At 25.3% G+C, this 12,571-nt stretch carries 11 protein-coding genes and 1 pseudogene; 8 read left to right on the top strand and 4 right to left on the bottom strand.

All coding sequences use genetic code 11. The features are described from left to right. Window positions 1–15: 15 nt before the first annotated feature. From cbiB to BGI42_RS11250, 4 genes are read left to right on the top strand one after another with little or no spacing between them, the layout of a single operon-like run. Complete coding sequence (gene cbiB / locus BGI42_RS11265) at window positions 16–966, top strand: adenosylcobinamide-phosphate synthase CbiB (protein ID WP_069680396.1); 951 nt, start codon at window positions 16–18, stop codon at window positions 964–966. Beyond that, complete coding sequence (cobD, locus tag BGI42_RS11260; RefSeq protein WP_069680395.1) at window positions 959–2,035, top strand: threonine-phosphate decarboxylase CobD; 1,077 nt, start codon at window positions 959–961, stop codon at window positions 2,033–2,035. The genes cbiB and cobD overlap by 8 nt, the downstream gene beginning before the upstream one ends. A gap of 60 nt (window positions 2,036–2,095) precedes the next feature. Then, the gene (locus tag BGI42_RS11255) at window positions 2,096–2,749 is read left to right on the top strand and encodes a Dph6-related ATP pyrophosphatase (protein ID WP_069680394.1); all 654 of its coding nucleotides are present in this window, start codon (window positions 2,096–2,098) and stop codon (window positions 2,747–2,749) included. Between the two features lie 50 nt (window positions 2,750–2,799). Next, complete coding sequence (locus BGI42_RS11250; RefSeq protein WP_069680393.1) at window positions 2,800–4,305, top strand: cobyric acid synthase; 1,506 nt, start codon at window positions 2,800–2,802, stop codon at window positions 4,303–4,305. A 333-nt stretch (window positions 4,306–4,638) separates the two neighbouring features. On the opposite strand, the gene ytaF is transcribed toward BGI42_RS11250, so the two are convergent. Further along, window positions 4,639–5,262: a sporulation membrane protein YtaF gene (ytaF, locus tag BGI42_RS11245; RefSeq protein WP_069680392.1), complete on the bottom strand. Its 624-nt coding sequence runs from the start codon at window positions 5,260–5,262 to the stop codon at window positions 4,639–4,641. 248 nt (window positions 5,263–5,510) lie between these two features. Here ytaF and yidA point away from each other — a divergent pair, with 248 nt between their 5' ends. Next, on the top strand, window positions 5,511–6,320 hold the full coding sequence (gene yidA, locus BGI42_RS11240; protein WP_069680391.1) for a sugar-phosphatase: 810 nt from the start codon (window positions 5,511–5,513) through the stop codon (window positions 6,318–6,320). Between the two features lie 102 nt (window positions 6,321–6,422). On the opposite strand, the gene BGI42_RS11235 is transcribed toward yidA, so the two are convergent. Beyond that, window positions 6,423–7,481 carry a lactonase family protein gene (locus BGI42_RS11235; protein ID WP_069680390.1) on the bottom strand — a complete coding sequence of 353 codons (1,059 nt, stop codon included), beginning with the start codon at window positions 7,479–7,481 and terminating at the stop codon, window positions 6,423–6,425. Between the two features lie 373 nt (window positions 7,482–7,854). On the opposite strand from BGI42_RS11235, the pseudogene BGI42_RS11230 reads away from it, so the two are divergent. The 3 genes and pseudogenes from BGI42_RS11230 to BGI42_RS11220 form a co-directional block, all read left to right on the top strand. Beyond that, window positions 7,855–8,064 (top strand): annotated as a pseudogene (locus BGI42_RS11230) (homoserine O-acetyltransferase/O-succinyltransferase family protein); the annotation flags it as partial. Between the two features lie 255 nt (window positions 8,065–8,319). Continuing rightward, window positions 8,320–9,537, top strand: a complete 1,218-nt coding sequence (locus BGI42_RS11225; RefSeq protein WP_069679528.1) for an IS701 family transposase — start codon at window positions 8,320–8,322, stop codon at window positions 9,535–9,537. Between the two features lie 211 nt (window positions 9,538–9,748). Continuing rightward, complete coding sequence (locus tag BGI42_RS11220; protein ID WP_069680388.1) at window positions 9,749–11,101, top strand: sodium-dependent transporter; 1,353 nt, start codon at window positions 9,749–9,751, stop codon at window positions 11,099–11,101. Between the two features lie 230 nt (window positions 11,102–11,331). Here the strand turns inward: BGI42_RS11220 and BGI42_RS11215 are convergent, their stop codons facing one another. After that, a complete protein-coding gene (locus BGI42_RS11215) occupies window positions 11,332–11,601 on the bottom strand; it encodes a DUF1294 domain-containing protein (RefSeq protein ID WP_069680387.1) in 270 nt (89 codons plus the stop codon). A gap of 284 nt (window positions 11,602–11,885) precedes the next feature. Continuing rightward, window positions 11,886–12,527 (bottom strand): undecaprenyl diphosphate synthase family protein, encoded by a 642-nt coding sequence (locus BGI42_RS11210; protein ID WP_069680386.1) that lies wholly within the window; start codon window positions 12,525–12,527, stop codon window positions 11,886–11,888. Window positions 12,528–12,571: the final 44 nt, after the last annotated feature.

Below are 12,571 nucleotides of genomic sequence, written 5' to 3'. Positions count from 1 at the left end.
AGGGTGGTTTATAAAATGATAGAATTAACCATTGGATTTATTTTGGATTTATTAATTGGAGATCCTGAAAATCCAATACATCCAGTTAGAATAATTGGAAGTTTTGCTAGTAAATTAGAAAGCTTAACTAGAAAGCTATTTAAGAAGAGCCTAAAAATAGGTGGATTTATTACTTGGTTTACAGTTGTAATGACTACTTTTCTAATTAATTATTTTATATTAAAAATTGTAGGTGAGTTTAACAAATATGTTGAAATTTTATTAGGTGGTGTAATAATATATTTTTGTATTTCTGCTAAGGGATTAGTAAAAGAAGGATATAAAGTTATTTCTTTAGTTAGAAAAGATGATATTTTAGGGGCAAGAAAGCAATTGTCATTTATAGTAGGAAGAGATACTAAAAGATTAGATAAGCAAGCTATTATAAGAGCTGTTGTAGAAACAATAGCAGAAAATATGTCAGATGGTATTATAGCACCTATTCTTTATGCAGGACTTGGAGGAGCACCATTAGCTATGGCATATAAGGCTGTAAATACATTAGATTCTATGTTTGGATATAAAAATGAAAAATATAGGGAGTTTGGTTATTTTTCAGCAAAATTAGATGATGTATTTAATTATATTCCAGCAAGAATTACAGGGATATTAATAGTAATATCAGCTATGATTTTAGGTTATGATTATAAAAGAAGTTTTAAAACATATAAAAGAGATAGATACAATCATTCAAGTCCTAATAGTGCACATCCAGAAGCAGCAATGGCAGGAATATTAGGAATTCAGTTAGGTGGTTCAAATTATTATTTTGGAAAGTTAGTTAAAAAACCAACTATAGGGGATAGTTTTAAAGATATAGAAATTCTCGATGTTGATATAACATCGAGAGTACTTTATTGTAGTACTATTTTATCATACATATTATCAATTATATTAATTTTTATTGGAGGGTATATCTATGGCTAATTTAGGACATGGGGGAAACATAAAAGAGATATCAAGAGAAAAAGGCATTAAATATACTGATATAATAGATTTTTCATCCAATATTAATCCTTTAGGTATGTCAAACCAAGTAAAAAAAGTTATAATAGATTCAATGGATGATATAGAAATATATCCAGATATAAGCTACGCAGAGTTAAAAAGGTCAATATCTGAATACGAAGGTGTTAATGAATCATATTTGATTTTAGGAAATGGTGCAGCAGAAGTATTGTTTAATATAGTTAAAGCGTTAGAACCTAAAAAAGTATTAATACCATCTCCTACTTTTTCAGAATATAAGGAAGCTGTGGAATGTGTAAATTCAGAGGTAGAATTATATAATCTTAAAGAAGAGAAATTTTTCTGCATAGATGAAGATATTTTAAAAAAAATTACAGAAGAGATTGACATAATATTTATATGTAATCCGAATAATCCAACAGGAGTATTAACAAATAAAGAATTATTAATGAAAATTTTAACAAAATCCAAAGAAAGTAATATTATAGTGTTAATTGACGAATCTTTTATGGATTTTGTAGAAGAAGATTTTTCTATGATTAATGCTTTAAGTAATTTTGATAATTTAATAATTTTAAAATCACTTACTAAGTTTTTTGCTATTCCGGGCTTAAGAATAGGTTATAGCTTATGTTCAAGCAAAGATATTGTTAGTGAAGTTTATAAGATAACTCCTGCTTGGAATATAAATGCATTTGCAGATATATCAACAAGAGCTTCTTTAAAAGATAAAAATTATATAAAAAAAACAATACAATATATGGAAAAAGAGAGAGCTTTCTTATATAATGGTTTAAAGGAAGTTAAAAATTTAAGGGTATATAAGCCTAGCGTTAATTTTATATTTTTTAAATGTGATTTTGATATTGATTTAAAATCAGAGTTATTAAAATATAATATTTTAATAAGAAGTTGTAGTAATTATGATAATTTAGATAAATATTATTATAGAGTAGCAGTTAAAAATAGAGAAAATAATACTAAATTAATTAATTGCTTAAAGAGTATATTTGATAAACAAAAGTAAAATTAAAAATAAATTAATGTTTTAATATATTAAAATATTGTAAAAGATAAAGAGGTATATATGGAAAATTTTAAATTTGTGACTTCATATAGTGGAGGAAAAGATAGTGTTTTATCTTTATATAGAATGATTAATAAGGGATATAAGCCAGCAGGGATTTTAGTTACTTTTGATAAAGATAATACATCGTGGTTTCATAAAGTTCCTAAAGAACTGTTTATAAAAACTTCAAAGGAACTTAATATACCATTAATAGAAGTAGAATGTTTTGATGGAAATAATTATTCAAAAAAGTTTTCTGAAGAATTAAAAAAGCTTAAAGAAAAAGAAGATATTAATTTATGTGTATTTGGAGATATAGATATAGAAAATCATAGAAAATGGTGCTTAGATGTATGCCGTGAGGCTGGAATGAAGGCTGAATTCCCTTTATGGAATGAAAATAGGGAGAAACTTACTAAAGAGTTTTTAGAAGCAGGTTTTAGTACAGTAATAAAAAAAGTGAATTTAGATTTACTAAATCAAAGTTTCCTTGGATTAAAGTTAGATTTTGATGTCATCAAGGAATTGAAAAAAACAGGCTGCGATGTAAGTGGAGAAAATGGAGAATATCATACATTTGTGTATGATGGACCTATATTTAATAATAAGATAGAATTTAATATAATAAATAAACAAATTTATGATAACTATGGATATTTAATAATAAAATAAACAGTTAAAGTATTTTATTAAAACTTTAAAGGATGGTTTTGGAGGGTAGTATGAATAAAAAAAATATAATGTTTTTAGGTACAGCATCTTCAGTAGGAAAAAGTACTTTGGTAGCAGGATTATGTAGAGTACTAAAGAACGATAATTTTAAAGTAGCTCCATTTAAAGCAATGAATATTTCATTAAATTCTTATGTTACTAAAGATGGAGAAGAGATAGGGAGAGCTCAAGTCGCACAAGCTGAAGCATGCAAAATAGAACCTAGTGCTCTAATGAACCCTATATTATTAAAACCAAGTGGAGGACATACTCAAGTTATAGTAAATGGAAAAGTTTATGATAATATAGAACCTTATAAGTACAAAGAAATAAATAAAAAGTTAAAGGGATTTGTTAAAGAATCATATGAAAAGTTAAGCAAGGATTATGAAATATTAGTCTTAGAAGGATCTGGAGGATGCGCCGAAATAAACTTAAAAGAAAGTGATATAGCTAATATGAATATGGCAGAAAGTGTTGATGCACCTGTTATATTAGTGGCTGATATTGATAGAGGTGGAGTTTTTGCGTCTATAGTTGGTACGCTTCAATTATTATCAGAGAATGAAAGAAAAAGAGTAAAAGGTGTTATAATAAATAAATTTAGAGGAAAAAAAGAATATTTTGAATCAGGTGTGAAACAGCTAGAAGATATAATAAAAATACCAGTTATTGGAGTAATGCCTTATGAAGATTTTGATATTGATGATGAAGATAGTGTTACAGAAAAAATAAATAATAAAGAAGCTGAAGATGGAAAAAATATAGATATAGCAATAATAAGACTATCGCATATGTCTAATTTTACAGATTTTAATGTACTTAATAGAATAAATGGAGTTAATGTAAGATATGTAGAAAGTATAAAACATTTAAAAAATCCAGATGTAATAATAATTCCAGGAACTAAAAATACCATTGAAGATTTAAGATTATTAAAAGAAAGTAAATTGGCTGATGAAATAATTAAATTACATGATAATGGTACTTTGGTGTTAGGGATTTGTGGTGGATATCAAATGCTTGGAAAATTACTTTTGGATCAACAAGGGGTGGAAGGAAAGACTTTTCAAGAAGAAGGACTAGGGTTACTTGATATAAAGACTAGATTTAATGAAAGAAAAGTAACTAAACAAGTTGAAGCAAAAGTAGTGTCTAACTTAAAAGATATTAATGAAATAGAAAATAAATTATTAGTTGGGTATGAAATACACAATGGAATAAGTAAGGTTGGAAAAAACGTAAAACCATTTATAAAGGATTCTAAAGAAAAAGTTATTGGAGCCTGCAATAAAGAGGGAACAGTTGCAGGGACTTACTTACATGGAATATTTGATTCAGAAGATTTTACTAACACATTTATTAATGCACTGAAAAAGAAAAATAATCTTGATTTATGTGAAGTAGACAAATTAAATAAAGTATCAGACTATAAAAATGAGCAATATGAAAAATTGGCTAAAGTATTTTTAGAAAATATAGATGTAGATAAGATAAAACAAATAATTGGTATTTAAAAATTTTTAGGTGTGTATATAATAATATTTTATTATATAGTTAAGATATACATTTAAAATTTAACTAGAACTGTATGTGAAAATTCAGCTCTAGTTTTTTATTTTAAATATATATTAAAGAATAAAAAAAATATACTTTAAAGTTGTATTGATATTTTTTATATAAGTTTTTATATGTTTTAAAATACTAGTTAATTTAATATTAAGAAACAAAATTGGAAGTGGAAAGTGAAGAGTAGATAAAAACTTTTTATCAAATATTTAAGTAACATTTTAATTATGAATTCTTCACTTTCAACTAACAAAATGTACATACTTTTCTTTAGATATAATCTATAGAAATTTTATAATAGCTAGTATTATAAGAAGTACTCCAGATAGCCAAGAAAGTTCAATATTTATATTATCAGCTAACTTTTTACCAATTATAACACCAATTGATACAGCTAAAAAACCAATAATCAAACTTAGTATTATGACCTGAATATAATTTATACTTGTTAAACTAGAACCAAATCCTACTGCTAAACTATCTAATGAAAGAGCAAGGGCTAGATAAAATGATTCTTTTGGATTCAAAGATTTTGATTTATCAAAATCTGCTTTAGTTTCATCAGCATAGACTTCAAGTACAAATTTAAAATCAAATAATTTAAATGTTAATGGAGTATCTATTTTAGAATATTTAGATATATAGGATTTAAATATACATTCAAATAAACGATATATACCAAGCCCCATTAACAGAATAAATCCTATTAATATAGGTAAATTACCTGGCAAGAATTTTTTTACCAAAGCTCCAAGTAATAATGAAATACCTAATGTACATGTTGACACCAAATTTATTATCAAAGTAGATATTGGAGGAATTTTAATTTTAGATGTACCATAAGCAATGCTTGCAACAAAGGAATCTATACAAATAGATGATACTAATAAAATTGATTCAAGCATAGTAATACCTCAAAAAATACTTACTGATATATATTTTATATTATGAAAGAAGTTCATAATAGTTACAAAATATGAGTGAAATGTAATTAATATTACATTAATATTACCTTTTGTAGATGATATTTTTATTTTTGAAGAAAATTTAAAATATTATATTATTAATGATAAATCAATTATGATAGAATAAAATATGATAACTATTTTATATAAGAAAACAGCGTTAATTTTAAATAAATTGGAGGAAAAATATGTATAAGTTAATAGCATTAGATATGGATGGAACATTACTTACAAGTGATAAAAAGGTTTCAGAGAGAAATAAAGAAGCTATAAAAGCAGCAGAAAAAAAAGGGGTTAAAGTAGTACTAGCATCAGGAAGACCGGCTGAAGGTTTAAGATACTATTTAGAAGAACTTGAATTATTAAAGGAAGATGATTATGTACTTAGTTTTAATGGAGGAGTATCTCAAAAAACCAAAAGTGGTGAAGTAATATCAAGAACTGTTTTAAAAGGAAAAGATTTAAAATACATAAACAATATAGCTAAGGAGTTAAATGTAAATATACATGCATTTTCTGAAAAATCAGGTTTAATAACTCCTAAAATAAGTAAATATACAGAGGTAGAAGCAGATATAAATAAAATCAATATAAGTATAGTAGATTTTGATATTATAGATGATGATGAAAATATAGTAAAAGTAATGATTATAGATCCAGAAGAAGTATTAGAAGAAGCAATAAAAAAATTACCTAAAGAACTTTATGAAAAATATACTGTATTAAGAAGTACACCTTACTTTTTAGAATTTATGAATAAAGAAGTTGATAAAGGTGAAGGATTAAAAAGATTAGCACAGTCTTTAGGAATAAAGAGAGAAGAAGTAATTGCTATGGGAGATGCTGGTAATGATTTATCTATGATTAAATATGCAGGCCTTGGAGTTGCTATGGAAAATGGATTTCCTGAAGTTAAAGAAAATGCTCAATTTATTACAAAAAGTAATGACGAAGATGGAGTAGCTTATGCAATAGAAAAATTTGTTTTAGGTGAATAAAACTTTTAGATTATATTATTTTATTAAATTGTTTAAAATAGAATTTAGTTTTGAGAAAATAATAATAAAAAAATCCAACTAGAAATTAGTTGGATTTTTTTATTATTCAATGAATTTTACACAGGTTGGTGATGGAACTTTTTCTAGTCCCATAAATTTTAGTGCTCCATTTGATTGCTGGATTGAAAAAATAGATAATGTGCTAGATAATTCATTACCACAGATTAGATACTTTCCAGTAGGGTCTATTTGGAAGTCACGAGGACATTGCCCTTTACAGTCAAATACATCCACATACTCTAATTTACCATTTTCATCATTTATATAAAATAAAGTAATATTATTATTTATTATATCAGAAGTATATAGAAATTTATTGTTTTGGTGGATGTGTATAGCTGAAGCTAACTTTTTACCTTTATATTCTTCTGGTAAAATACTAATTGACTCAATTTTTTCAAATGGATTTTCTTTTTTTGAATTGTATTTTAATGCAAAAATTTCACAACTTTTTTCTGCTAAAACATAATAGTATGGTTTTGATTTTGAATAAGTTATATGTTTTGGTGCTGAATCTTTAGGAAAAGAGTAACTTAAATGTTTTTTAGCTATTAATTCATCATTATTAAAAGTGTATAACATTAAAACATCTTTTCCAGAGTCAACTGATAATATATATTTTTCATCATGAGAAAAAATAGAACAATTTATATGAGATTCTTCTTCATTTGAATTTTTTTCAAAATTATCATTATTAACTGTAGCGTGAGATGTTAGAATTATACCATCTAAAGTATTAAAAACTTTAATTTCATTTTCATTGTAATTTGAAGAAATTAAAAGTTGTTTATTTTTTCTTATACTTACATGACAAGGTTCTTTACCATCTTCAACATTATAATTAATTAAATCAACAGTATCTTTTTCACCAAAAAATTTAAATGAAGAAACTCCTGATTGGCATCCTATACTACAAGTAGAATATAAAATGTTTCTTTCTTTGTCAATCGCTAGATAATTAGGATTGTTAATTTCATAAGCTAAATTGATTCTATCTATCTTTCCTGATGATGAATTAAAATTAAATTTATAAATACCTTTACTATCATTATTAGTATGAGTTCCAATAAAGCCAATTATTATATCTTTATGTACTATCATAAAGTAATGCCCCCTTATATTATTTTATATAATTATAAGTATATCATAAATAAAATATATTAAATATCCAAAAAATCTATAAAATTAGTTATAAAAATTAATAAAATAGTAAAATAATTACAATTTAATAATTAAATATCAATAAAAGTATGGGAGTAAAATAAACTCAATAAATATATTGTTATAAATTTACTATTCTAAAATAAATTTAATTTTATAATAATATAATTTTTTTATTTTGATAATTAAATATTAAAATTTTATAATTATTAATAAATATGAATTTTTTGGTATAATAATTTACAAATAAGAAAAAGTACTTAATAATTTTAAAGAATTTATAAAAAGCACAAATAAAAAGGGAGAGTTATTAGTGCGTATAAAAATTCCGACAGGATTACCAGAATATAAAGTATTATCCAATGGGAATATCTTTGTAATGAATGATAACAGAGCAAATACACAAGATATAAGACCATTGAAAATTGCAATTGTTAATTTGATGCCAAAAAAAATATTAGCAGAAAATGAGTTGTTAAGGCATTTATCTAATACACCGTTACAAGTTGAAATAAAACTTATTTAAATAGAAGAAAAATATTTTTATGAGACATACTGAATGTGGTAGAAAAATATTTAACGCTTTAAATATTTTTATAATAATATGATTTTATTAAATATTTAAAATAATTAACTTGACTTGTGCATTGATTTAAGAAAATTTACCATTGGTTTATAATTCATATTTTACCAAAAGAAAAATTATATAAAAAAGTAGCATATAAACCTCAAACATGCTAGATTTATTGTTGCAAAACTAAAACCTAAGGAGATTTATATGCCGACAACAATATTAAACCAAAACGAATTTATTAGCAACTATATTTTAGAGTTAAATATTCCATATTCTTCTGCGTTAAAGAATCATATGGTAAATTTAACATCTGGAATAATCGTAACCGAAGGAAATAAGACTATTTCTTCAGCTTACAATAAGATTACATCTAACCGACACAGAAGTACTGGTTCAAGATTCCTAAGTTCATATTCATGGAATCATGAATATGTTACGGAAGAATGCATATTTCATGCAATCTCTGAAATTTCCAATACTTGTGAAGATAGTGATGTTGGATTCCTAATTATTGATGATACCTTGAGTAAGAAAAATACTTCAAGTAAAAAAATTGAAGGTTTAGATTTTCACAATTCTCATGCTGATGGTAACAAACCGAAGTGGTCTCACTGCTTAGTTACATCCCACTATAAGATTAATGATTATTCTATACCTCTGAATTTCAAACAATATCACCGAAAGGAATCTAGTAAAAAGCTATCTAAAAAATTTCTAGATAAAAATGAACTTGCAATGGAACTAATAAATGAATTTGCTCCTGCAACTAAAAACAACTATTTATTAGTTGATTCATGGTATACTTCAGCAAAAATTTTGCTTCACGGTTTAATAAATGGTTGTCACACTATCGGTAGAATAAAATCTAACAGAGTGATATATCCTGCTGGCATTAAAACAAATGTAAAAGAGTTTTCTTCATACATTAGAACTAATGAAACTAGCTTAGTTACCGCTAGTAACAACAAGTACTACGTTTATAGATATGAAGGAAAACTCAACGATATAGAAAATGCCGTTGTACTTATAAGCTGGACTAAAAGTGATTTATCTGATAAGCCAGCATTCATTATAAGTACTGATGTTTCACTTGATAATAAAACAATAATTTCATACTACGAAAAGCGTTGGGATATTGAAGTAAGTTATAGATATCATAAAACAGCTCTTGGTTTTGATGAATTTCAAATTCAATCTTTAGAATCAATACATAGATATTGGAGTATGATATTTTTAACGTATACTTTCCTTGAGCTTTTCAGAGTTAAATATGGTAAATTATATAAATTGAAAAATATCGGTGATGTAATATTACACTTCCGAAACAACTATTTGGTAAAAATAGTTGCTTTTGCACATGAATGTGCAGATAACGGGATTAATCTAGAGTCTACTATTTCCAAATTAGGACTAGTAGCTTAAATTTTTCCTATTTACTGCACAAGTCTAGTAATTAATAAAAAAAGGATCTTTCTTCAAATTTATTTTTTATAGATTAAAAAAAACAATCTATTTTATCTAAAAATGTTACAAAAAGTAGTGTTTGATGTTAAAATATAAATGATTTTTTATTAAAAAAGATATTAATAAATGGGTTAATATGATTAATCTATAAAACAAATGGAGGAATAGTGTGGAACAGAAGAGAGAAAAATTTTCATCAAGTTTAGCAGTTTTTTTAGCTACATTAAGTTCTGCTGTAGGTTTAGGTAATATATGGATGTTTCCTTATATTACAGGAGAAAATGGTGGGGCAGCATTTATTATTATATATTTAATATGTGTTGCATTAGTAGGATTACCAGTACTTATTAGTGAATTCATAATAGGTAGAGGTACGAGAAGGAATGTACATGGAGCAATTTCAAAAATTACAAATAAAAATAGATTTAAGATTATAAGTGTTTTTGCAATATTAGCAACATACTTTATGCTATCTTTTTATACAGTAGTTGTGGGATGGGTTTATTCATATTTATATAAGGCAGTTATAGGAGCATTAAAAGGAGTAACTTCAGAAACTACAAGTATTCTATTTTACAACACAAGTGTAGGACCAATAGCTCCAATTATTTGGCAGATGATAGCTTTGTTAGTTGGAGGAACAATATTAGTTTTAGGAGTAAAGGGGGGAATTGAAAAATTAACTAAAACATTAATGCCTGTATTAATTTTACTTCTTGGAATTTGTGCATTTAGAAGTTTAACATTAGCAGGAGCTATGGAAGGTATAAATTTTTTGATTAAACCTGATTTTTCAAAGGTACATATTGGAGTTGTGCTTTCAGCTTTAGGATTAGCATTTTTTAAATTATCAGTTGGAAGTGGTGCAATGATTACATACAGTAGCTATTATACTGATGATAATAATTTAATTGGTACAGCAGGAAAGGTTGCAATATCAGATACATTAGTATCATTAACAGCAGGTCTTGCTATATTTCCAGCTGCTTTTTCATTTGGATTAGAACCGAGTAGTGGTCCAGGCCTGCTATTTAATACGGTACCTTTAATATTTGCTAAAATGCCAGGTGGTTGGGTTTTATCAATTATATTTTTTGTTCTTGCAGCAATGGCAGCTACAATGTCAATGATATCATTATTAGAAGTCTTGATTGTAGTTTTTACAGAAGAGTTAAAAATGGAAAGAAAAAAGGCTATAATAATGAATGTAATAATAATAGCATTAGTTGGATCATTAGCAGCTTTATCAGGTAATCCTAATGGAATATTAGGAAATAAATTAGTTTTTGGATTAACTTTCTTTGATTTATTTGATACTCTTGTATCTAAGATATTATTACCTATAAATGGATTGTTAATAATATTATTAACGGGATATTTTATAAATAAGAAGTATTTAACAGATCAATTAAGCAATAATGGAATATTAAATAATGAATTAACAATTAAAACTTTAATTTTCATTATGAAATATATATCACCAATACTTATAATTATAGTATTTTTAAAATCATTTATTTAAAGTTTATATTTTAGTAGAGTACATATATATGTGCAACTAAATTATATTGAGTAATTAAACTAGGATATTAATATGATTATATTCTTATTTTAGATTGCTCTCAATATAAAATTGTAAATTAAAAAAAGGATTAGATCTCATATATAATTTTAATAAAAATAAGGCATTGCAATAATAGTAAAGCCTTATTTTTATTGTTTATGTTAAATTAGAGTTTAATAATATAGATTTTAGTATAAAGTATAGAAATAAGAAATTAGTAAAATTTCAATTATAAGAATACTAGGTACTCCTAATGTAAATTTTAAATGCTTAGTTTTGTGTCTAAAAGTATGCATACCAAAAAGAACTCCTATAGAACCACCAATTATAGAAATTCCAATTAGAGTTTTTTCAGGAATTCTCCATTCTTTATTTATTGCACGTTTTTTATCAATAAACATAATAAAAAAACCAACAAAATTTATAAAAAATAAATATATAAGAAAAATTTTAATCATAATTTTCACCTCTTTATAAATAATAAATTATATTATTTATATTAGCATAAGGTACAATCAAAAAAAATAATAAGTACATATGCCAGTATATTTTTCATCATACTGCGTCAACAAAATACCATAATAGGTACACTATGATAATACTTTGTCCCTTGCCTGCTGAAAAATATTCATAGCAGTTTTAAAATTATTATTTTATTTCATGTACCTAAGTAAAAATAAATGAAAACTATTTCATATACATTAAAAACAGTTTTTGAAATTTCATATAATATTTTTTATGTTTAGCCACCAAGAGTTATATCTTGATGATTATACCATTTTAATGCATCATAAAAATCTTTTTCTTTAAATGCTGGCCAGTATGAATCTATTACATAAAAATCTGAATAAACAGACTGAGCAGGCAAAAATCCACTAAGCCTTCTTCTTCCTCCCCATCTTATGATTAGATCTATTCTAGAAATATCCTTAGAATTTATATAAGGTATAATCCCTTTATAGGAAGAGTTATTTTCTTTAAGTATGTTTAAATCCCATTCCCATCCATAATTAATTAAGAAATTAACTTTTATACCACCAGTACCAAAAGTACTTCTTTTTGTAAATGGAAGCAATTCCTTAGGAAACAATTTAGATTGTGTATTTCCTAAAACTAATATTTCACAATTTTCTTTTGTAAGCAATAGAACTGATTCAATACAAGCTTTTGTAAAAGCTATTTTTTGTTCGCTAGGTCTTTTAGTATTATCTACTGTAAAACCATAGAAGGTTACTTCTGATATGCCTTCTTTTTGACATAACTTAAAAACTTCAAGTCCAGGATTTATTCCAAAGGAGTATCCCTTATCTTTAGTAAATCCATTGGCTAATGCCCAGCGTCTATTTCCATCTGGTATTATGCCTATATGTTTTGGAATTCGCATATTGTTATCTCCTAATATAGTAAATTTTTATATATTAAATCTAT

Origin of the sequence: Clostridium taeniosporum (assembly GCF_001735765.2) — a bacterium.
Classification (GTDB): Bacteria; Bacillota; Clostridia; order Clostridiales; family Clostridiaceae; genus Clostridium; species Clostridium taeniosporum.
Note: the sequence above shows the minus strand (reverse complement) of the source record. Positions and strands in the feature narration are given on the sequence as shown.